Annotated in this window: 20 protein-coding genes and 2 pseudogenes; 12 read left to right on the top strand and 10 right to left on the bottom strand. The window is 72.8% G+C overall.

From position 1 onward, the window contains the following. Positions 1-369: 369 nt before the first annotated feature. Together IE142_RS07835 and groL are read left to right on the top strand one after the other, a co-directional pair. Positions 370-573: a cold-shock protein gene (locus IE142_RS07835; RefSeq protein WP_004929928.1), complete on the top strand. Its 204-nt coding sequence runs from the start codon at positions 370-372 to the stop codon at positions 571-573. Positions 574-905: 332 nt separating this feature from the next. Then, positions 906-2,531, top strand: coding sequence for a chaperonin GroEL (gene groL / locus IE142_RS07830; RefSeq protein WP_043381772.1), 1,626 nt, complete (start codon positions 906-908; stop codon positions 2,529-2,531). Between the two features lie 96 nt (positions 2,532-2,627). Here the strand turns inward: groL and IE142_RS07825 are convergent, their stop codons facing one another. Next, positions 2,628-3,197 (bottom strand): helix-turn-helix domain-containing protein, encoded by a 570-nt coding sequence (locus IE142_RS07825; protein ID WP_191884982.1) that lies wholly within the window; start codon positions 3,195-3,197, stop codon positions 2,628-2,630. Between the two features lie 84 nt (positions 3,198-3,281). Between IE142_RS07825 and IE142_RS07820 the strand changes: the two are divergent. The 3 genes and pseudogenes from IE142_RS07820 to IE142_RS07810 form a co-directional block, all read left to right on the top strand. Beyond that, a pseudogene (locus tag IE142_RS07820) lies at positions 3,282-3,647 on the top strand (alpha/beta hydrolase family protein); the annotation flags it as partial. 210 nt (positions 3,648-3,857) lie between these two features. After that, positions 3,858-4,988, top strand: a complete 1,131-nt coding sequence (locus tag IE142_RS07815; RefSeq protein ID WP_191884981.1) for an NADH:flavin oxidoreductase — start codon at positions 3,858-3,860, stop codon at positions 4,986-4,988. 132 nt (positions 4,989-5,120) lie between these two features. Beyond that, complete coding sequence (locus IE142_RS07810; RefSeq protein ID WP_191884980.1) at positions 5,121-6,641, top strand: carboxylesterase/lipase family protein; 1,521 nt, start codon at positions 5,121-5,123, stop codon at positions 6,639-6,641. Between the two features lie 54 nt (positions 6,642-6,695). Here the strand turns inward: IE142_RS07810 and IE142_RS07805 are convergent, their stop codons facing one another. Both IE142_RS07805 and IE142_RS07800 read right to left on the bottom strand, forming a co-directional pair. Then, positions 6,696-7,334 carry a hypothetical protein gene (locus IE142_RS07805; protein WP_191884979.1) on the bottom strand — a complete coding sequence of 213 codons (639 nt, stop codon included), beginning with the start codon at positions 7,332-7,334 and terminating at the stop codon, positions 6,696-6,698. Positions 7,335-7,999: 665 nt separating this feature from the next. Then, positions 8,000-8,687: pseudogene (locus IE142_RS07800) on the bottom strand (helix-turn-helix domain-containing protein); the annotation flags it as partial. 118 nt (positions 8,688-8,805) lie between these two features. On the opposite strand from IE142_RS07800, the gene IE142_RS07795 reads away from it, so the two are divergent. Continuing rightward, on the top strand, positions 8,806-9,195 hold the full coding sequence (locus tag IE142_RS07795; protein ID WP_100047281.1) for a hypothetical protein: 390 nt from the start codon (positions 8,806-8,808) through the stop codon (positions 9,193-9,195). Between the two features lie 22 nt (positions 9,196-9,217). Here the strand turns inward: IE142_RS07795 and IE142_RS07790 are convergent, their stop codons facing one another. After that, entirely contained in the window at positions 9,218-9,826 is a 609-nt protein-coding gene (locus tag IE142_RS07790) for a TetR/AcrR family transcriptional regulator (protein ID WP_191884978.1), read from the bottom strand. A gap of 97 nt (positions 9,827-9,923) precedes the next feature. Here IE142_RS07790 and IE142_RS07785 point away from each other — a divergent pair, with 97 nt between their 5' ends. Then, positions 9,924-10,673, top strand: a complete 750-nt coding sequence (locus tag IE142_RS07785; RefSeq protein ID WP_191884977.1) for an SDR family NAD(P)-dependent oxidoreductase — start codon at positions 9,924-9,926, stop codon at positions 10,671-10,673. Positions 10,674-10,707: 34 nt separating this feature from the next. On the opposite strand, the gene IE142_RS07780 is transcribed toward IE142_RS07785, so the two are convergent. The 4 genes from IE142_RS07780 to IE142_RS07765 all read right to left on the bottom strand — a co-directional run bounded on the left by IE142_RS07780 (position 10,708) and on the right by IE142_RS07765 (position 14,803). Beyond that, positions 10,708-11,280, bottom strand: coding sequence for a hypothetical protein (locus IE142_RS07780; RefSeq protein WP_191884976.1), 573 nt, complete (start codon positions 11,278-11,280; stop codon positions 10,708-10,710). Continuing rightward, positions 11,228-12,796 (bottom strand): PTS transporter subunit EIIC, encoded by a 1,569-nt coding sequence (locus IE142_RS07775; protein ID WP_191884975.1) that lies wholly within the window; start codon positions 12,794-12,796, stop codon positions 11,228-11,230. Before IE142_RS07775 ends, IE142_RS07780 begins: the two co-directional genes overlap by 53 nt. A gap of 15 nt (positions 12,797-12,811) precedes the next feature. After that, the gene (murQ, locus tag IE142_RS07770; RefSeq protein ID WP_191884974.1) at positions 12,812-13,747 is read right to left on the bottom strand and encodes an N-acetylmuramic acid 6-phosphate etherase; all 936 of its coding nucleotides are present in this window, start codon (positions 13,745-13,747) and stop codon (positions 12,812-12,814) included. A 141-nt stretch (positions 13,748-13,888) separates the two neighbouring features. Further along, positions 13,889-14,803, bottom strand: coding sequence for a MurR/RpiR family transcriptional regulator (locus IE142_RS07765; protein ID WP_107479500.1), 915 nt, complete (start codon positions 14,801-14,803; stop codon positions 13,889-13,891). Between the two features lie 55 nt (positions 14,804-14,858). Between IE142_RS07765 and IE142_RS07760 the strand changes: the two genes are divergently transcribed. Both IE142_RS07760 and IE142_RS07755 read left to right on the top strand, forming a co-directional pair. Next, the gene (locus IE142_RS07760; RefSeq protein ID WP_191884973.1) at positions 14,859-15,242 is read left to right on the top strand and encodes a DUF8819 family protein; all 384 of its coding nucleotides are present in this window, start codon (positions 14,859-14,861) and stop codon (positions 15,240-15,242) included. A gap of 19 nt (positions 15,243-15,261) precedes the next feature. Next, positions 15,262-15,549, top strand: a complete 288-nt coding sequence (locus IE142_RS07755; RefSeq protein WP_191884972.1) for a DUF4031 domain-containing protein — start codon at positions 15,262-15,264, stop codon at positions 15,547-15,549. Here IE142_RS07755 and IE142_RS07750 read toward each other — a convergent pair. Beyond that, positions 15,531-16,598 carry a GNAT family N-acetyltransferase gene (locus IE142_RS07750; RefSeq protein WP_191884971.1) on the bottom strand — a complete coding sequence of 356 codons (1,068 nt, stop codon included), beginning with the start codon at positions 16,596-16,598 and terminating at the stop codon, positions 15,531-15,533. The two genes, IE142_RS07755 and IE142_RS07750, sit on opposite strands and share 19 nt — an antisense overlap. Positions 16,599-16,608: 10 nt before the next feature. After that, positions 16,609-17,271: an HD domain-containing protein gene (locus IE142_RS07745; RefSeq protein ID WP_191884970.1), complete on the bottom strand. Its 663-nt coding sequence runs from the start codon at positions 17,269-17,271 to the stop codon at positions 16,609-16,611. A 97-nt stretch (positions 17,272-17,368) separates the two neighbouring features. Between IE142_RS07745 and IE142_RS07740 the strand changes: the two genes are divergently transcribed. From IE142_RS07740 to IE142_RS07730, 3 genes are all read left to right on the top strand, one after another. Then, positions 17,369-18,019, top strand: coding sequence for a TetR/AcrR family transcriptional regulator (locus IE142_RS07740; protein ID WP_191884969.1), 651 nt, complete (start codon positions 17,369-17,371; stop codon positions 18,017-18,019). Positions 18,020-18,051: 32 nt separating this feature from the next. Next, a complete protein-coding gene (locus IE142_RS07735; protein WP_191884968.1) occupies positions 18,052-18,735 on the top strand; it encodes a maleylpyruvate isomerase family mycothiol-dependent enzyme in 684 nt (227 codons plus the stop codon). 91 nt (positions 18,736-18,826) lie between these two features. After that, on the top strand, positions 18,827-19,516 hold the full coding sequence (locus IE142_RS07730; protein WP_191884967.1) for a copper homeostasis protein CutC: 690 nt from the start codon (positions 18,827-18,829) through the stop codon (positions 19,514-19,516). The last annotated feature ends 73 nt before the right edge of the window (positions 19,517-19,589 follow it).

The following is a 19,589-nucleotide window of genomic DNA, read 5'->3' as shown; positions in this document are numbered from 1 at the left end:
AGCGGAGGGGGCAATTCCATGTGATTGAGCGCGGTAGAGTTGGGGAACGCGCCTCCGATCGAAAGATGCGGAGCCCCCAATTCCTGCTTTGCGCCCGACAAGATGCAGCCAAAGTGTCGGCGCATTTCGCGGCTTTTGTTCCCTTTATAGCACCCGACTTGACCCGTATTCAGGTGAAAGTTCGCCACATTCCGGGCCGGGTGCGTCCAGATTTCTCGTCCGATTGACCTGTTGCAGACGGCAGTTGGACAGATACATTCGGCCGCGGTCGACGCGTTCCGGCGCACGCCCCCAGTCGTGGGGGGTGAGGTCTGACCCGGATCCGCGAAGTGTGGATCTGTGCAAGGGCCAGTAATAGGGGAGTTAGGCATGGCTCAGGGCACCGTCAAGTGGTTCAACGCGGAGAAGGGGTACGGCTTCATCGCGGTCGACGGTGGTGCGGATGTTTTCGTCCACTACAGCGCGATTCAGATGGACGGCTACCGCACCCTCGAAGAAGGCCAGCGGGTCGAGTTCGAGATCTCGCAGGGTCAGAAGGGCCCGCAGGCCGACATGGTTCGCCTCAGCGCCTGAGACGTTCGGCCACCGCAAGCGAACGGTTCTTCTCCGAAGGGCCCGCACCTCACCCGGGGTGCGGGCCCTTCGGCCTGCCCGGACGGACGGCCCGGTTCCCTGTTCGCGGGTGGCTGAGCGCGCGGCCCGATCCGCGGTAGGCGCTTGCACTCTATGGGGGCGAGTGCTAATCATTGGCGTTAGCACTCTGAAGGTGAGAGTGACAACGAAGGACCGGGTCGGTGAGGCCCGCAGGCCGGGTGGGGAAGGAACCACGAGGCCGGCGAGCCGTCCGTCGCGGGCGCGGGCGCGGTCCGAAGGAATCACCCCCAGTCCTGGAGGGACCACTTCACATGGCCAAGATCATCGCGTTCGACGAGGAGGCGCGGCGCGGCCTCGAGCGCGGCATGAACCAGCTCGCGGACGCCGTCAAGGTGACGCTCGGCCCCAAGGGCCGCAACGTCGTCCTCGAGAAGAAGTGGGGCGCGCCCACGATCACCAACGATGGTGTCTCCATCGCCAAGGAGATCGAGCTCGAGGACCCGTACGAGAAGATCGGCGCCGAGCTGGTCAAGGAAGTCGCCAAGAAGACGGACGACGTCGCCGGTGACGGTACGACCACCGCGACCGTTCTCGCCCAGGCCCTCGTCAAGGAAGGCCTGCGCAACGTCGCGGCCGGTGCCAACCCGATGGCCCTGAAGCGCGGTATCGAGAAGGCCGTCGAGGCCGTCTCCGCCGCCCTGCTCGAGCAGGCCAAGGACGTCGAGACCAAGGAGCAGATCGCCTCCACGGCCTCCATCTCCGCCGCCGACACCCAGATCGGCGAGCTCATCGCCGAGGCCATGGACAAGGTCGGCAAGGAAGGCGTCATCACCGTCGAGGAGTCCCAGACCTTCGGTCTGGAGCTGGAGCTCACCGAGGGTATGCGCTTCGACAAGGGCTACATCTCGGCGTACTTCGCCACCGACATGGAGCGTATGGAGGCGTCGCTCGACGACCCGTACATCCTGATCGCCAACTCCAAGATCGGCAACGTCAAGGACCTGCTGCCGCTCCTGGAGAAGGTCATGCAGTCGGGCAAGCCGCTGCTGATCATCGCCGAGGACGTCGAGGGCGAGGCCCTGTCGACCCTGGTCGTCAACAAGATCCGCGGCACCTTCAAGTCCGTCGCGGTCAAGGCCCCGGGCTTCGGCGACCGCCGCAAGGCCATGCTCGGCGACATCGCCATCCTCACGGGCGGCGAGGTCATCTCCGAGGAGGTCGGCCTCAAGCTGGAGAACGCGACCCTGGACCTCCTGGGCCGCGCCCGCAAGGTCGTCATCACCAAGGACGAGACCACCATCGTCGACGGCGCCGGCTCGACCGACCAGGTCAACGGCCGCGTCAACCAGATCCGCGCCGAGATCGAGAACAGCGACTCGGACTACGACCGCGAGAAGCTCCAGGAGCGCCTGGCGAAGCTGGCCGGCGGCGTGGCCGTCATCAAGGCCGGTGCCGCCACCGAGGTCGAGCTCAAGGAGCGCAAGCACCGCATCGAGGACGCCGTCCGCAACGCGAAGGCGGCCGTCGAGGAGGGCATCGTCGCCGGTGGTGGCGTGGCCCTGCTCCAGGCCTCCCAGGTCTTCGAGAAGCTGGAGCTGTCGGGTGACGAGGCGACCGGCGCCAACGCCGTGAAGCTCGCCCTGGAGGCTCCGCTGAAGCAGATCGCCGTGAACGGTGGTCTCGAGGGCGGCGTCGTCGTGGAGAAGGTCCGCAACCTGACCGTCGGCCACGGCCTGAACGCCGCGACCGGCGAGTACGTCGACATGATCGCCGAGGGCATCATCGACCCGGCGAAGGTGACCCGTTCCGCACTGCAGAACGCCGCCTCCATCGCCGCGCTGTTCCTCACCACCGAGGCCGTCATCGCCGACAAGCCGGAGAAGGCCGCCGCGGCCGGTGCTCCGGGCGGCATGCCGGGCGGTGACATGGACTTCTGATCGACCGGTTCCGGTTGATCGACCGTCCAGCACGGACCGAGGGCGGCACTCCCCGACAGGGGGGTGCCGCCCTCGGGCGTTCCCGGGACCGTTCCCCTAGTCGGCTTCGCCCTCCGGGCCGTCCGCCCCCTGCGTCCCGCCGGTCTTGTCGGGCACCAGGGCGAGGCTGATGATGTGCCGGACGCGGCCGTCCCCGACCCCGTGCCCGGTGCGGCGGGCGACCACGGCCTCCAACTCCTCCACCAGTTCGGCGAACTCCTCGGGCGTCGCCCACACCGCGCCCTGCCGGTACAGGACGCCCTCGCGGGCGGGTTCGGTGTCCTCGCGCGCGAGGTAGCGGTCGAAGTCGGCCATCATCGCCCCGGTGAAGACGGTGAAGGCCTGCCGGTGGTCCTCCTTGGACATGGCGGTGCGGGCGTCCTCGTCGACGAGGGCCTCGTCCTGCCGGACCCGGTAACTGCGCTCGACGGTGCCGCGCACGCGTCTTTCGTGCACCACCTCCAGGATGCCCGCCTGGGTGAGGGTGGCGACGTGCCGGTACATGGTGGCCGGCGAGACGTCGGGCAGCCGGTCGCGCAGCTGGGCGGTGGTCAGCTCGCCGGCGCCGACCAGGGTCTGCAGGATGCGCATCCGGACGGGGTGGAGGAGGAGGTTCGCGGTGGCCATACAGCTATGGTCTCACATCTGATAACGTTCTCGTCGTTGAGAGTAATCGATAGCGGTCGGTTGGTGGACGAGAGGGGCGGAGCCTTGCCCGAGATCGACATGACGGTCGCCGCGGACGACGGGACTTTGCTGGCCGGCACCCTGACGCTGCCGTCCGGCCCCGGTCCGCACCCCGCCGTCCTGCTGCTGCACGGCTCGGGCCCCCTGGAGCGCGACGGCAACACTCCGAAGCTCGTGATGGACCTGGGCCGGCCCATGGCCGACGCCCTCGCCGCCGCGGGCATCGCCACCCCGCGCTACGACCGGCGCGGAGCCGGGGCTACCCCGGCGACTGGCGGGCCGCCGGCTTCACCGGCAACCCTGAGGACGCCGCCGCGGCCCTGCGCGCCCTGGCCGCCCCCCGACCTCCGGGCCGACGCGGTCGGCGTCGTCGGCCACGGTGAGGGCTCCGAGCCCCGGCCCCGTGACGCAGGCCCGGATCATCGGCGTGCAGACGGTGGCGCTGCTCATGGTCGCCGGCCGCCGGTCGACGGCCGCGCAGGGCTGTGACCTGCGCCACTGATGGTGGGCGGCCGGAATGGGCGGGGCGGGCGGCCCGGTTGACACCGGCAGGTTCATGCGTATGCACATACCGCCCGGTACCTCCAGAGGAGCCCCCACGTGACCGTCACCGCCGCGGACGCCGCCTCGCGCGCCGCTCAGATCCTCGCCCGCCCGGCCACCATCAACGGCCTGACCGTGCCCAACCGCATCGCGATGGCCCCGATGACCCGGATGTTCTCGCCGGGCGGCATCCCCGGCGAGGACGTGGTCTCGTACTACTCCCGCCGCGCCGCCGCCGGTGTCGGCCTGATCGTCACCGAGGGCACCTACGTCGGGCACGACTCCGCCGGGCAGAGCGACCGCGTGCCGCGCTTTCACGGCGAGGAGCAGCTGGCCGGCTGGGCGAAGGTGGCCGAGGCGGTGCACGCGGCGGGCGGCACGATCGTGCCGCAGCTGTGGCACATCGGCATGGTCCGCGAGCAGGGCGACCAGCCCTTCCCCGACGCCCCCGCCGTCGGCCCCTCCGGTCTGCGCGTCGGCGCGGACGAGGCCACCGGCAAGGCGATGACCCAGCGCGACCTGGACGACGTCATCGGCGCCTTCGCCCGGGCCGCCGCCGACGCCGAGCGCATCGGCTTCGACGGCGTGGAGATCCACGGCGCCCACGGCTACCTCGTCGACCAGTTCCTGTGGGCGGGCACCAACCGCCGCACCGACGCCTACGGCGGCGACCCGGTCTCCCGCACCCGTTTCGCCACCGAGATCGTGGCTGCCGTGCGCGAGAAGGTCTCCCCCGAGTTCCCGGTGATCTTCCGCTACTCGCAGTGGAAGCAGGACGCCTACGACGCCCGCCTCGCCGAGACCCCCGAGGAGCTTGAGGCCATCCTCGCGCCCCTCGCCTCGGCCGGCGTCGACGCCTTCCACGCCTCCACGCGCCGCTACTGGCAGCCCGAGTTCGACGACTCCGACCTCAACCTCGCCGGCTGGACCAAGAAGCTCACCGGCAAGACCGCCATCACGGTCGGCTCGGTGGGACTGGAGGGCGAGTTCCTCAAGTCCTTCCAGGGCGAGGGTGCCGGGCTCGGCAGCCTCGACAACCTCCTGGACCGTTTCGAACGAGACGAGTTCGACATGGTCGCCATCGGCCGCGCGCTGCTCCAGGACCCGCAGTGGGCGGACAAGGTGCTCTCCGGCCGCTTCGACGAGCTCGCGCCGTTCGACGCGGCGGCTCTGAAGACCCTCAGCTGACCCGGCCGGGCCGGGCCGGGCCGGGCCGGGCCCGACCCGGCCCGCTCCGGCGGCGCACCGCGGCGTAGGGTCCGTGGAATCACCAACTACTGCCGTACGTAAGTCCAGCGGCGTCCAGTGAGGGAGTGATCCATGACGAACCCAGAGGCCCTTGAGCCCGTGGTGCGCACCGCCGCCGGTGCGGTGCGCGGACGACGGGAGGACGGCCTCACCGTCTTCCGCGGCATCCCGTTCGCCGAACCCCCCGTGGGAGGGGACCGGTTCGCCGCCCCGCGCCCCGCCGGCCCCTGGGACGGCGTGCGCGAGGCGTTCGCCTTCGGCCCGCCGCCCCCGCAGGACGCGGGGATCGCGGGACCTGCCGCCGCCCTCCTCGAGGGCGACGACTGGCTGACGGTCAACGTCTGGACCCCCGCTCCCGACCCGGCGGCACGCCGCCCGGTGATGGTGTGGATCTACGGCGGCGCCTACCGGATCGGCCACGCCGGCAGCCCCGGTTACGACGCCCGCCGCATCGCCGAGGACGGCGACCTCGTCGTCGTCACCCTGAACTACCGCGTCGGCATGGAGGGTTTCGCCCGCATCGAGGGCGCCCCCGCGAACCGGGGCCTGCTCGACCAGGTGGCCGCGCTGGAGTGGGTACGGGACAACGTCACCGCGTTCGGCGGCGACCCGGAGCAGGTCACGGTCTTCGGCGAGTCGGCGGGCGCCGGCTCCGTGGCCTCCCTGCTGTCCATGCCCCGCGCCGTCGGCCTCTTCCACCGCGCCATAGCCCAGAGCGTGCCCGGCACGTTCTTCTCCGACGAACTCGCCCGGGACATCGGCACCGTTCTCGCCGCCGAGCTGGGCCTGCGCCCCACCGTCGCGGACCTGGCGGCCGTCGACCCGGCCGAGCTGGTCAAGGCGGGCCGGACCCTCGCCCCACGGATGCCCCAGTACGTGGACCGCTGGGGGCAGGCCGCGCCCACGGTCACCCCGTACTCGCCGGTCGTCGACGGCGACGTCCTGCCGGTGACGCCGTGGCAGGCGCTGGCGTCCGGCGCGTCCCGGGACGTCGAGCTGATCGCCGGCCACAACCGCGAGGAGAACCGCCTGTTCACCGCCATGGCGGGCAAGCTCGGCCAGATCACCGGCGAACGCGCGTCCAAGGCGTTGCGGCTTTACGCGCCGGGAGGAGAGGACGCCTACCGTGCCGCGTACCCCGGCCGGCCCGCGAACGACCTGTACGAACGCGTCCAGACGGACTGGCTGTTCGCCATGCCGTCCCTGCACCTGGCCGAGGCCCACCTCGCGGGCGGCGGCCGCTCCCACGTCTACGAGCTGACCTGGCCGGCCCCCGGCAACGGCGGCGCCCTCGGCGCGTGCCACGCCCTGGACGTGCCCTTGCTCTTCGGCACATTCCGGGCCGACCTCGGCCCGTTCCTCTTCGGGGACGCCGAGCCGTCCGCCGAGGCGCTGGCCCTCTCCTCCCGCTTCCGCGCCTCCTGGACGTCCTTCGCCCGCACCGGCGACCCCGGCTGGCCCGCGTACGACACGGAACGGCGCCTGGTCCAGGTCCTGGACGCGGAGCCGACCGTCGTGCCCTACCCGGAGGAGGCGTCGCGGCGCCTGTGGGAGGGCCACGAGTTCGCTGCGCTGCCCCTGCTGGAGCCGTAGGGCTCGTGGGGGGTGAGGCCGGGGCACCGGCCTCTCCGGCGAGGAGCCGGCCGGTCAGGCCGGCTGTGAGTCGCGCTCCTGCGGGCCCGGGCCGGCGGGCGCGGGGTGGCCGGCACCGGAGGCGAGGAGGGCGGCGAGGAGCCGCTTGCGGTGGCGGCTGCGGCGCACGGCGGTGACGAGGACGATGACGGCGCAGATGCCGATCCCGAGGGCGGGGAGGGCGATGACCAGGACCAGTCCGCCGGCGAAGGTGGCCAGGACCCCGGTGCCCCCGAGGGCGTACCGGGAGAGCGCCTGGGAGGAGCAGGTAACCGTGTAGTCGCCCGCCTGCGACACGTCGATGACTTGGACCACGTGCCAGGCCTCGTCGCCGGTGAGGAACACGTCGGTTCCCGGCTCGGTGAGACGTGGTCCTCCCGGCCCGGTGATGTCGCACCGGGGGCCGGGCGAGCGGCCGGGGTACTTGGCCCAGATCGCCCTCTCGGCCCCCGGCTCGAGCCGCAGGGTGACGGTGTCGCCGTTGGCGAACTGGTGGTCGGTGTCCACCGTGTCGGTCAAACTGGCGAACCGGTACACGCCGAAGGCCACACCCAGCACGGTCAACGCGACGGCGATCGCCGCCGCCGTGACGTACCAGTGACGGCCGGGCCGGCACTCGTTCGCCGTTATCCGCGGCGGCGGGAGGGGCTGCATCGGCACACCCTAGCCCGCCCTGCATCCCGGTCGGCGAGCCGCCCGGCCGCGTCGACGAGGGTGTGCGGTGCGTGGCCGGCGTGACCGCCGACGTCGCCGGCCCCGGGGCCTCCCGGCTTCCAAGTGGCCGTGGGGGCCGCCCGCTTCCTGGTCAGTGTCGTGCTTCCGCGAGCCGAGTAAAGGGCGTTCCCTGCGGTCGCGTCGGCTGCGCCGATGCCCCTCCGGGTCGCCCTTGACTCGGTTCGCTCCAGCACGGGTGAGAAGCGTGCGGGCGGCCCGGGGAGAGTGGTGGCCCGGCCGGTGAGTTCCTTGCATGGTTGCGTGGGCGTCCGGCGTGTGGGGGCGCGTCGGCGTCTCGCCGGCACGCCGGGGGCTGAGCGGCTTGCGGTGGTGAGTGGTGAGTGGCGGTGGGGGGCGGGTGGTTTGTGGTGGGGGCGGGGGTGGTGGTCTCGAAATGGATGACACTCCGGGGCGGAGTGTCATCCATTTTCGAGGGGGTGTCCCCCCCCCGGGCGCCGCCGTCGGGGTCTTGTCGCCCGCCCGGGGCCGCGCCGCCGAGACGGCGTGGCGCGTGCCGCCACCGGAGCTGACGCGCTCCCGTGCGCCGGGTGGGTACGCAGGCGGCGTGGGGGACCGGCGTGGCTGGGCCACCACTTTTCCGCGCCGCTCGCTCGCGAGAGGAGGTTGTACGTCTGCCGCTGGTGGCGCACGACGGTGGGTTCATCCTCCAGCCGCCCGGTGCCGACACCCTCGAAGTACACCAGTGGCGGTGCACTCTCGAAGTCCATCAGCTTGATGGCATGTGGCCGAGTGCCTGGGCCATCACCTCGCGGCCTCCGGTCACCCGTCGTAACGCTGCTTCATCCAGTACGACCCACGACTGAGGCTCTGTTGGATCGGCGAGGAGACGGGCCCGTTCCATCCGGGCCGCAACCAGTTCCTCGATCACCTCGTTCGGTGCCGTGGGTTGGTAGGCACGGCAAACCGCCCGTGTACATGCGGGCGTCTGCAGCAGTCCGGGGATCAGCAGGGGCGCGTACTCCCTGATCTCCGTGGCGACGGCCTCCGCCTCCGCCGCCTCCGCGAAGTGCTCGGGATACCTCGACTTCGCCGAAGCCGCGCAGTTGCACCGGAAGAAGTCCTCCGTCCCGAGGACGTCGTCCAGCATCCGCGCGTACTCCGGTTGCATCCTCCGCAACCGGACTCCAGTTGTCCGATGAACGAGCCGCTGACGAACAGCCGCCCGCCCAGCTCCTCCTGGCTGAACCCGGCCTTCTCGCGGGCGTGACGCAGCTCCGCGCCGAGCAGGGCGCGAGGGGACGACGAGGGGTCGAGGCCCTTCGGTCCAGGCACGGTGACGGGACTCCCGGTCGTACGACGAGGGTTGTTGGGGCGCCCTGTATGGGCAGGTTAGAGCCGCGACCGCCACGCTGTGTCGCGAATCGGGAACTCTGTGTGGAGGTGAGGAAGCGTGCGGTCGACCGAAGAAGTCGTCGAAAGCCTGCGGCAGGCCCTCGTGGATGCCGGCATCGTGCTGCCGTCGCTGTGCGTCGATCCGGTGACCGGTGCGAGCGAGGAGCCGTTCGCGCTGGTGGACCTGGGGCGTTGCAACGTCCGGGTCGCGGAGCGGCTGGCGTCGGTGGTGCGGGGCGAGCGGCCGGCCGTCGGTACCCACGCCGTGGACGCGCGGGACGGGCGGGTGGGGGAGGTCCTGGCGCACGACGGCGGTGACGTACGGCTGCGTCCCGTCGGCGGCGGCCGGGAGTGGGACTGTCCGGCCGCGTCGCTGGTGGCCGCGCGGCCGGAGGAGGTGATGCGGGCCCGGCTGCGGCGGACCAACCACGAGAGCGCGCGGTCCTAGCGGGCACCGCGCCGCGTTGCCGTCAGGCGGGTGGCCAGCCCCGCAGGGCCATGTCCGCCACCCGCTGGAGGTCCTCCTGGGTCGCGCCGCCGGCGGCCTGGACGGCGATGCCGTTGGCGACGGTCATGAGGTAACGGGCGAGGCCCACGGGGTCGGAGTCGGGGGGCAGGTCGCCGTCGTCGACGGCCTGCCGGAAGCGGTCGCCGAGGCGGGTGACGCCTTCGTTGCGCCAGTCGGCGAGCAGGTTCCGGACGGGAAGCCCCGGGTCGCCGGCGGCGAGGGAGCCCTGGACGCCGAGACATCCGGGCGGGCAGCCGGGGCGCGTGCTGGTCCGGACGGCGCCGTTCAGGAACGCGGTGGCCACCTCGCGGGCGGTGGGCTCCCGCAGAGCCCGGGCCACGTACGCGGCGGGGCCCTCCTCGTAGCGCGCCAGGGCCTTGCGGAACAGGTCCTCCTTGTTGCCGAAGGCCGCGTACATGCTGGTGCGGGTGATGCCCATGGCGCTGGTCAGGTCGGTGAGGCTGGCGCCCTCGTAGCCCTGCTTCCAGAAGACCCGCATGGCCCGTTCGAGCGCCTCGTCGGCGTCGAACCCCCTCGGCCTGCCGACCGGCCCCTTACGTCGCGTCTCCATGGCCCCCACTCTACGCCTTCGGTACCGGTCGGTGCGGATTGTGTTACGGTCGATTTCAGTACCGAGCGGTACTGAAATCTCGTGGAGGGCACTCGTCATGGGACAGCTGGAAGGCAAGACCGCCGTCGTCACCGGCGGCGGCACCGGAATCGGCCTCGCCACCGCGGTGCGCCTGGCGGCCGAGGGGGCGCACGTCTTCATCACCGGCCGGCGCAAGGCCGAGCTGGACGCGGCCGTGGAGGCGATCGGTCCGGACAGGGCCACGGCGGTGGCCGGGGACGTGACGGACCTGGCCGACCTGGATCGCCTCTACGAGGCGGTCCGCGCCCGGGGCCGGGGGCTGGACGTGGTTTTCGCCAACGCGGCGACCGCCTCGCTGGTGCCGCTGGAACAGATCACCGAGGAGAAGTACGACCAGATCTTCGGCGTCAACGTGCGGGGCGTGCTCTTCACCGTGCAGAAGGCACTGCCGCTGCTCAACGACGGCGCGTCGGTGATATTGAACGCCTCCACGGCCGGTGACAACGGTGCCGAGGCGTTCAGTCTGTACGCCGCATCCAAGGCCGCCGTCCGGTCCTTCGCGCGGGGTTGGGCCAATGAACTCAAGGGCCGCGGCATCAGGGTCAACGCCGTCTCCCCGGGACCGGTCGACACTCCCGGGATCAGGAACCTCTTTGGTGCGCAGAACGCGTCCGACGTCCGGACGAAACTCGCCGGGGACATCGCCATCGGGCGGATGGGGCGTCCGGAGGAGGTCGCCGCGGTGGTGGCCTTCCTCGCCTCCGGGCAGAGCAGCTTCGTCCTCGGGGCCAACTGGTACGTCGACGGTGGTGAGAACCAGATCTGACCCGGTGAGAGCCAGATCCGGTGGGGCGACCCGCTCAGATCCCGCCCATCGGCTCGATGTCCACCCGTACCGGCGTCCCCCACACCCGCAGCACCTCGTAGTCGGTGAACTCGTGGACCAGCCGGTACGCCATCGCCGCGCGGGGAGCCCGCAGTTGGGCCGCGATGTACAGCTCGGCCTCGCGGCGGTCGCGGCGCGGGGTGCCGCACAGTTGCCACGCCTGGCCGTTCCACAGCTCGGGCAGCCAGCGCTGCTGGGGCTGCGGCCGGTCGCCGCGGACGCCGTAGCGGGACTGGACCGGCTCGGTCGAGGGCCGGGCCGGGAGCGGGCCGCCGTTGTACTCGGCGCGGCGGGCGGTGCGGCGGCGGGTCTCGCAGAGGAGGCAGAGGTCGGGGGCGGCCCTGTCGACCGGGCCGTTCGGGTGCTCGGGGCAGCGGGTGCTGGGGGCCGTCGTCCCGACGCTCTCCTCCAGCAGGTCCAGCGCCCGCTTCAGGTCCGCGCGGACCTCGTGCAGCTTGGCGTCCGGGGTGTCGGTGCTCAGGGCCTCGCCGTGCTCACCGAGGAGACGCAGGGCGCGGCCCAGGGCGGTCAGCTGGGCGTGGTTCATGTTCCTCAGGGTCGCACACGGGGCGGGCCGCGCCGTCGGGCAGACCGAAGAAGTACGTCGCCAGGAAGCCGACCGCGTACCCGGTGAGCAGCCCGCCGCCGTACACCCCGGCCGTCACCGCCCAGCCCCCGCCGCCCGCGAGGAGCGGGAACAGCGCCCAGCCCGACGGGCCGATCGCCGTCGCCCCCACGTCGGTGCCGAGCATCGCGAACAGGCCGACGAAGGCGCCACCCGCCGCCCCACCCACGCAGGCGGTGAGGAAGGGGCGCCCGAGGGGGAGGGAGACGCCGTAGATCAAGGGCTCGCCGACGCCGAGCAGGCCGGCCGGCAGCGCCGATCTGATCGTCGTGCGGAGGGTGGTGTCGTGGCGGAGGCGGACGTAGACCGCCGCCGCCGCGCCGACCTGACCCGCGCCCGCCATGGCCAGGATGGGGAGCAGGACCGTGTGGCCCTGCTGCTCGATGAGGGTGGTGTGGATGGGGATGAGGGCCTGGTGCAGTCCCAGCATCACGAGGGGGAGGAAGAGGCCGCCGAGGACCAGGCCGGCCAGGGCGCCCGTGGTCGTCAGGAGCCAGTTCGCCGCCGTGCCGATGGCCGTGGCGACCTCGCCGGCCGCGTACATGAGGACGTAGAGGGTGACGAGGCCGGAGACCAGGACGGTGAGGGTCGGGGTGAGCAGGACGTCCAGGGTGCCGGGGAGGCGGGCACGGCACCACCTCTCGACGTACGTGCCGAGCATCGCCGCGGCCAGTGCACCGAGGACGCCGCCCTGGCCGGGGGCGAGTGCCGCCCCGAACGCCGTCACCTTCGCGACGCCCGGGTAGACGACGACGGCGGCGACCGCGCCGCCCAGCACGGGCGTGCCGCCGAACTCCTTCGCCGTGTTGTGGCCGACGAACACCGCGATCAGCGCCATGAAGGCGGAGGAGAGGGCGGCCAGGGCGGGGGTGAGAGCCGGGAGCCAGCGCAGGTTCGTCAGCAGACCGGCGACGCCCGCGACGATGCCGCAGCCGATCAGGGCGGGGATGAGGGGGACGAAGATGTTCGCGACGCGGCGCAGGGCCGTCTTGAGCGGGGTCGCGTTGCGGGCCTTCCGGCGCGCCTTCAGTTCTGCGCCGCGCCGGGCGAGGGCGGCCGCCGTGCCGCCCGGCGGCCGGTCGGTTCCGGCGCCCGCTACGCCGTCCGGTGACCCGTCCGTCCCGCCGCCCGTCCCACCGTTCGGTGACCGGTCCGTCCCGATGCCCGTCCCGCCGTCGTCCTTTCTCGCCAGCAGCGCCTCGAAGGCCTCCGTCACCCGGCCGACCACCCCCGGACCCAGCACCACCTGGTACGAATCGCCGTCCTCCACCACCCCGAGCACCCCGGGCAGCGCCCGCAGCGCCGCGTCGTCCACCCGGGAACGGTCGGCCAGGCCCAGGCGGAGGCGGGTCATGCAGTGGGCGACGGAGGTGACGTTCGCGGGGCCGCCGACCAGGGGGAGGAGCGCTACGGCCGTGAGGTGGGGGTCCTTGTGCACTCCCCGAGCGTGCGGTCAGGCCTTCGCCGTCGCCAGCGCGGCACGCAGGTGGCCGCCCGAGTCCTCCAGAAGGCGGGCGGCCGTCGGGCCGTCCACATCGGCCAGCAGGGTCAGGATCGCGTGCTTGACCTCGCCGTCGGTCGCGGTCAGGGCGCGCTCGATCTCGTCGTCGGCGGCGCCGGTGGCGAGGGCGACGATACGGCGGGAGCGGGCGCGCAGCTTCTCGTTGGAGGCGCGGACGTCCACCATCAGGTTCCCGTACGTCTTGCCGAGGCGGATCATCGTGATCGTCGACAGCATGTTGAGGACCAGCTTCTGCGCCGTACCGGCCTTCAGGCGGGTCGAGCCGGTGATCAGCTCGGGTCCGGTGACGACCTCGACGCCGTGCTCGGCGGCGGCGGCCAGGGCGCTGCCGCTGTTGCAGGCCAGCCCGACGGTCAGGGCCCCCCGCGCGCGGGCGTGCTCGACGGCGCCGACGGCGTAGGGCGTGCGGCCCGACGCGGAGACGCCGACCACCGTGTCGTCGGCGGTCAGGCCGAGGGCGTCCAGGTCCGCGCGGGCCAGCCCGGCCGAGTCCTCGGCGCCCTCGACCGAGGTCACCATGGCCTGAGGGCCGCCCGCGATCAGGCCGACGACCTGACCGGTGGCGGTGTTGAAGGTGGGCGGGCATTCCGAGGCGTCCAGCACACCGAGCCGGCCGGCGGTACCGGCGCCCGCGTAGATCAGCCGCCCGCCGCGCGCCATACGGGCGGCGATCGCGTCCACGGCCGCGGCGATCTCCGGCAGCCGCTCGGCGACGGCGGCCGGGACGGCGGTGTCCTCGCCGTTCATCACACGGGCGATCTCCAGGGTGGGCATCCGGTCGATCTCGGCCAGCTCGGGACGGAACGCCTCGGTGGTCAGCGTCGCCAACTGGGAGCGAAGGTCGGGGTGGTGGGGGATTGAGGTCATGACGGAGCGGCTCTCTTCGGTCACTTGTCCAGTGTCGGTCGATCCAGCTTGCCCAAGGGCGCGGTGCCGCATCGCCTGCGGCTCCGCCGCGCGGGCGCGATCAGCCACGGACGGCCCGCAGCCGTCCACGACGATCAACCCCTACGGTCTCCCGCGCGCCCCGTGCCGATGAGCCAACGCCTCGTAGGACGCCGCCAGCGCCGGCGCAGCCGATTCGTACGTCCGCTGCGCCACCCCCACGAACAGGCAGTCCACCACCAGCAGCTGACTCGTCCGCGACGACATCGCCGCCGGCCGCAGCTCGCTCTCCCGGGACGTCGACGTGGTCAGCACGTGGTCGGCGTACTGGGTGACGGGGCTGTCGGGACGCCCGGTGACGGCGACGGTCGTCGCACCGCGCTCGAAGGCGACCCGCAGCGGTTCGATCACGTCCCCGGTCGAACCGGAGTGCGTGATGGCGATGGCGACGTCCCCGGCCCGCAACTGCACCGCGTTGGTGACGGCGAGGTGCGGATCACCGGGCGCGTGGGCTATCAGCCCTATGCGCAGGAGCTTCTGGGTGAGGTCCTGGGCGACCAGGCCGGAGGCGCCGAGGCCGTACACGTCGGTGCGGCGGGCGGCGGCGAGCGCGGTGACGGCCGCGCCGAGCTGGACGGTGTCCAGGCCGGCGGCGGTGTCGGCGAGGGTCTGCTGCTCGTCGTAGGCCAGCTTGGCCACGACGTCCGCGATCGGGTCGTCGACCGCGATGTCGGTGGTGATGGCCGGCGCGCGGCCGGACTGCTGCTGTGCGGCGAGCCCGGCGAGCGCGAGGCGCAGGTCCCGGTAGCCGGGGTAGCCGAGCAGCCGAGCGGTGCGTACGACCGTCGCCTCGCTGGTGCCGGTGAGCTCGGCGAGGCCGGTGACCGTGAGGGCCGCGCAGCCGGCCGGGTCTCCCGCGACGGCCTCGGCGACGCGCTGCATGGAACGGGTCATCGACGGTGCCAGCGTGCGGACTTTGGCCGCCAGTGCGCCGGGTGCGGGAGGAGAGGCGAAAGTTTCCTTCACGTCATCGGTCACTTGTGAAAGATATTTTCGTTTCGGTGCGGGGGTCAAGAGCGCGCACAATGGGTGCATGGACCCCATCAGCCCCCTGGAGCAGGCGCTGCACGCCGCGCGCGCCCTCGTGCTCGCCGACCTCATGGCGGGCCAGGTCGCCGAACCGGACGTCGTGTCGCTGGTGGAGAAGTCCGTCGCGCAGCGCCGCTGGTGGGTGGAGCAGTGGCCCGAGGGCGCCGAGTTCGTCGCCGGGCTGGTCGCGCAGGACGTGCAGGACGCGCTGCTGGAGCGGTACGGCCGCTGGCCGCTGTGCCCGGTGTGCGGCTCCGGCGACCCGCACGCGCTGGACGTCGAGCCGGAGCTGGGTCCCGACCCGCACTGGGTGTGCGCGAAGGCGGGCGTGAAGGTCGCCGCGGTCGGCTCGCTGGGCGGGGCCGGCGGCGGCCCGCAGCCGTCGTGAACGGACCGAGGACGACCCGGTGACCGTCTACATCGATCCGCCGACCTGGCCGGGCCACGGCCGCATGTGGTCGCACCTGGTCAGCGACGTCTCGTACGCCGAACTGCACGCCTTCGCCGAGGCGCTTGGCGTGCCGCGCCGCGCCTTCGAACGCGACCACTACGACATCCCCGCCGATCGGTACGCCGACGCGGTGTCCGCCGGTGCGCTGGAGGTCGGCAGCCGCGAGGTGGTGCGGCTGCTGCACGGGGCGGGACTGCGCCGGCGCAAGGGCGCCGGCTCCGGCGCTCAGCCGCGCAGTTCGTAGGTGAGAAGTTCCTCGTCCTCGGCGACCAGGCGGTAACCGGCACGGGTGACGACCGCCTGCGAGCGGACGTTGGTCCGCTCGATCTTCGCGCGGAGCGCGGTGCCGTTCCGCCGTGCCGGTGACCATGCCGACAGCGCGCGCAGTGCCTCGGTGGCGTAGCCCAGGCCGCGGGCGTCCTCGGCGAGGTCGTAGCCGATCTCGGCCCGGCCCTCCTCGTCCGGCGGCCCGTGGAAGCCCATGGCGCCGACCGCGCGGCCGTCCTCGCTCCGTACGAGCACGAAGAGACCCCACTCCGGCTGGTGCGCACCCGCCTCGTACGCCTTCAACAGCATTCCGGCGGCGTCCCGGGTGCCCTGGTAAGGGCCGCTGTCGACCCACGCGAACCCGCCGTCGCCACCGGCGGCGAGGTCGGTGGCGGACGCGGGGGTGACGCCCTGGAGGGTGAGCCGGCCGGCGGGGATCACGATGGTGTTCCTCCAGCGCCATTCGGTGACCGGGGCGCGTCCGGGCAGCTCACCGCGGCCGGTGGCCCACAGCAGGGTGCGCCAGGGGTCGGTGCCGGGCTGGACGTGCGGGAAGATCCGGGCGAGGACGTCCGCGCACAGCTCGGCGGGCGGCTCGTAGGCGAGGCCCAGGCCCTCGGCGATGTCGTGCGTGTGGACCAGTACCTCGGTGACCCCCATCGCGGCGAAGCCCTCGCGGTTCGCGCTGCGGAAGGGGTACGGGTGGAAGGCCCGGACCTCGCGCGGGGTGGTGCGCAGGGTGGCGGCGAACAGGGCGCCGGTCGTCTCGATGACGTGCAGGACGTCTTCGTTGCCGGTGCCGTCGTCGAGGGTGATGTCGAAGGGGACCCATGCCTGCGTGGCGCGTCCGGCGAGCTGGCCCGCGTAGGCGATGAGGACGCCCGCGAGGTGCTCGGCCGTCTGCCGGCAGTCCCACTCCGGCCGGCCGGCCCGCACCGCTGTCCAGTCCCGGTCCGTCGCCGTCCGCAGCAGCGCCACGGCGCCCGCGAGGGCCTCTTCCACCTGTTCCCCGCCCATGGTCAGCATGCGGGGCAGGCTACGGGGCCGGTTCGCCCTCGGGCGACAGCATTTCCAGTTCGCCGGTCAGGTTGCAGCGGGCGGTCGCCTCCCACTCGCGTCGGCCGTGCGAGGTGTGGAACAGCCGGGGGAGTTCGAGGAGTTGGCGGAGGATCGCGGCGCGGCCCTCGCGGAAGGCGTCGTCCGGGACGAAGTGGTACTCCTGTCGTACGGCCGCCGTGTACGCCGCGTACGCCGACGGCGGCGAGGCGAGGATCGCCAAATCCGCGTCGCACAGCACCTGCCCGTCGCGGTCGTCCCCGGCCGGGGAGTGGGTGACGGTGAGCCTCACCAGCCGGGCCACCTCGGCGGTCTTCCCCGCCGGGACCCCGGCCTCGGGCAGGGCGCGCTCGGCGAGACGGGCGGAGCGCTCCTCGTTCTCGGAGCGGTCGGGGAGGTAGACCGCGTCGTGGAACCAGGCCGCGAGGCGCACCACGTCCGCGTCGTCGGCGTACTCCTCCAGCACGTCGACGTGGTCGAGCACCGCCGTGAGGTGCGCGAGCGTGTGGTAGCGCCGCTGGGGTTCCTGCCAGCGGGCGATCAGGTTGTCGGCGTACGGCGCGGGGTCGGGGCCGGAACCGGGAGCGCGGGCTCCGTCCAGGGCGCGGGCGAAACGGGAGCGCAGGGCGTCGGGGTCGGCCATGGGCCCATTGTCCCAGTGGGGAGACCGGTAGCTGCGGTGATAGCCTCTAACTGAATCTTGACCTCGCAGGCACGCAGGAGCGGAAAGGGCGGCGGCCATGACGCAGGCGCGTACCGGGACCCCGCGCGAGCGCTACCGCGACCAGGTGCGCGCGGAGATCAAGGAGCACGCGCGGGAGCAGATCGCCACGGCCGGTGCGTCCGCCCTCTCCCTGAACGCGATCGCCAAGCGGATGGGCCTGAGCGGGCCCGCCCTCTACCGGTACTTCGCCGGCCGCGACGAGCTGATCACCGAACTCGTCAGGGACGCCTACCGGAGCCTCGCCGACACCTTCCGGGCGGCCGCCGCCTCCGGCGCCGACCTGACCGGGCTGGCGCGCACCATGCGCTCCTGGGCGCTCGCCGACCCCCAGCGGTACTTCCTGGTCTTCGGCACCCCCGTCCCCGGCTACCACGCGCCCGCCGACGTCACCCGGATCGCCTCCGAGACCATGGCCGTCATCATCGACGCGTGCGCCGCGCTGCCGGACGAGGGTGACGGGCCGACGGCGTTCGACGCGCACCTCGACGGCCACCGGCAGTGGGCGGACGGACATCCGGCTTCCGCGGCAGCCCTGCGCCGGGCCCTGTCCTTCTGGACCCGGCTGCACGGCGTCCTGTCCCTGGAGCTGGCCGGTCACTTCACCGGCATGTCCTTCGACCCGGCGCTCCTCTACGCCGCCGAACTGGACGGCCTGTCGGCGCACTGACCGCGGGGTCGCCGCGCCCCTAACGTGGAGCCATGACGACTCCTGCTGACGTGCACGACGTACGCGACCCCGAACGGCCCGGGCGGCTGCTGGCCATCGAGCGGGACGAACTGGTGCCGCTGCTGCGGTCCCGGGCGGACGGCGACTTCGCGCTGCCGGTGGCCGCGTGTCCCGGCTGGTCCGTGCGGGACGTGCTGGCGCACTGCTCCTCCGCGCTGATGAGGGCGGTGGAGAACCGCTTCGAGGACGGCGTCTTCTCGCCCGAGTCCAACGACCGCGACATCGCCGAACGCGCCGACTGGACCAACGCCCGGGTCGTCGACGAGCTGGCGCGCGGCATGACCGAGGCCGGTCCGGTGATCGGCCGCGCGGGCGGCGCGCTGGACCTGCTGGCGCTGGGCGAGTGGGTGCACGCGGGTGACGTGCGGGTGGCCCTCGGCGAGCCGGGCGCGTACGCCGGGCGCGCACTGCCGGAGGCGCTGGCGCTGCTGGGCACGCTCACCCGTGACCGCGGCCACGTACCGCTGCACGCCGACCTCGACGACGTGGACGAGCCGCTGAAGCTGGGCGGGGCGAGCGGTGAGCGGCCGCCGGGGCGGTTCATCGGGGACGCGGCGACGCTCGTGAGGCTGTACGCGGGCCGGCCGGTGGACGGCGCGGCCGGCTACGAGCTGGCCGGGGCGGAGGCGGCGGAACTGAACCTCTTCGGCGGCTGAGGCCGGGTGGCGGCGCGGGGGAGTCCTGGCCGGCCACGGGAGCGTAGGCTGGATTGGACTAGACCTGTAGCAGGCCGACGAATGGGGTCCCATGAGCAAGCGTGCAGTCCTGGAGGTGATCGCCCTCGATGTCGAGGACGCGGTCGCCGCCCAGGCCGGAGGCGCGGATCGCCTCGAACTGGTCACCGACATGGCGGCCGACGGACTCACCCCGCCGACCGAGACCGTCGCCGCGATCCGCGCCGCCGTCGACATCGACCTGCGGGTGATGCTGCGGCTGGCGGACGGGTTCGCCGCCGGGGACGTCGAGCGGCTCGTGGGGGTCGCCGGGCGGATGCGGGAGGCCGGGGCGACGGAGTTCGTGCTCGGGTTCCTCGACGCGGACGGTGACGTCGACATCGCGGCGGTGGAGCGGGTCGCCGGGGCGCTGGAGGGGTGCCGGTGGACCTTCCACCGCGCGATCGACCGCGCCGCGGACCGGGACGCCCTGCGCAAGCAGCTCGCGGACTTCACCGGGCTGGACACGTACCTCACGGCCGGGTCGGCGGGCGGGGTCGACGACGGGCTGAGCGTGCTGCTCGCGGAGGCGCGGCGGCGGGGGGAGCCGGGGTACGAGCAGCAGCTGCTGGTGGGCGGTGGGCTGCGGCTGGAGCACGTACCGGGGCTGCTGGAGGCGGGGATCGACGGGTTCCACATCGGCGGGGCGGCGCGGACCTCCGGGTGGGACGGGCCGGTTTCGGCGGAGGCGGTAGGGGAGTGGCGGCGGGTGCTGGGGGGCTGAGCGTCGGCTGGGGGTGCACCCGCGTCGGTGCTCGCTTGAGGGCGCGGCCCGGTGCGGGCGGTCGTGCCTCCCC

Origin of the sequence: Streptomyces mutabilis (assembly GCF_014649815.1) — a bacterium.
In the GTDB taxonomy this organism is placed as follows: domain Bacteria; phylum Actinomycetota; class Actinomycetes; order Streptomycetales; family Streptomycetaceae; genus Streptomyces; species Streptomyces mutabilis.
Note: the sequence above shows the minus strand (reverse complement) of the source record. Positions and strands in the feature narration are given on the sequence as shown.

What these genes read in the sequence shown, in the direction of transcription:
- IE142_RS07835 (WP_004929928.1), top strand. Translation starts at nt 370, where the DNA reads ATGGCTCAGGGCACCGTCAAGTGGTTCAACGCGGAGAAGGGGTACGGC.
- groL (WP_043381772.1), top strand. Translation starts at nt 906, where the DNA reads ATGGCCAAGATCATCGCGTTCGACGAGGAGGCGCGGCGCGGCCTCGAG.
- IE142_RS07825 (WP_191884982.1), bottom strand. Translation starts at nt 3,197, where the DNA reads ATGGCCACCGCGAACCTCCTCCTCCACCCCGTCCGGATGCGCATCCTG.
- IE142_RS07810 (WP_191884980.1), top strand. Translation starts at nt 5,121, where the DNA reads ATGACGAACCCAGAGGCCCTTGAGCCCGTGGTGCGCACCGCCGCCGGT.
- IE142_RS07805 (WP_191884979.1), bottom strand. Translation starts at nt 7,334, where the DNA reads ATGCAGCCCCTCCCGCCGCCGCGGATAACGGCGAACGAGTGCCGGCCC.
- IE142_RS07790 (WP_191884978.1), bottom strand. Translation starts at nt 9,826, where the DNA reads ATGGAGACGCGACGTAAGGGGCCGGTCGGCAGGCCGAGGGGGTTCGAC.
- IE142_RS07785 (WP_191884977.1), top strand. Translation starts at nt 9,924, where the DNA reads ATGGGACAGCTGGAAGGCAAGACCGCCGTCGTCACCGGCGGCGGCACC.
- IE142_RS07780 (WP_191884976.1), bottom strand. Translation starts at nt 11,280, where the DNA reads ATGAACCACGCCCAGCTGACCGCCCTGGGCCGCGCCCTGCGTCTCCTC.
- murQ (WP_191884974.1), bottom strand. Translation starts at nt 13,747, where the DNA reads ATGACCTCAATCCCCCACCACCCCGACCTTCGCTCCCAGTTGGCGACG.
- IE142_RS07760 (WP_191884973.1), top strand. Translation starts at nt 14,859, where the DNA reads ATGGACCCCATCAGCCCCCTGGAGCAGGCGCTGCACGCCGCGCGCGCC.
- IE142_RS07750 (WP_191884971.1), bottom strand. Translation starts at nt 16,598, where the DNA reads ATGCTGACCATGGGCGGGGAACAGGTGGAAGAGGCCCTCGCGGGCGCC.
- IE142_RS07745 (WP_191884970.1), bottom strand. Translation starts at nt 17,271, where the DNA reads ATGGCCGACCCCGACGCCCTGCGCTCCCGTTTCGCCCGCGCCCTGGAC.
- IE142_RS07740 (WP_191884969.1), top strand. Translation starts at nt 17,369, where the DNA reads ATGACGCAGGCGCGTACCGGGACCCCGCGCGAGCGCTACCGCGACCAG.
- IE142_RS07735 (WP_191884968.1), top strand. Translation starts at nt 18,052, where the DNA reads ATGACGACTCCTGCTGACGTGCACGACGTACGCGACCCCGAACGGCCC.
- IE142_RS07730 (WP_191884967.1), top strand. Translation starts at nt 18,827, where the DNA reads ATGAGCAAGCGTGCAGTCCTGGAGGTGATCGCCCTCGATGTCGAGGAC.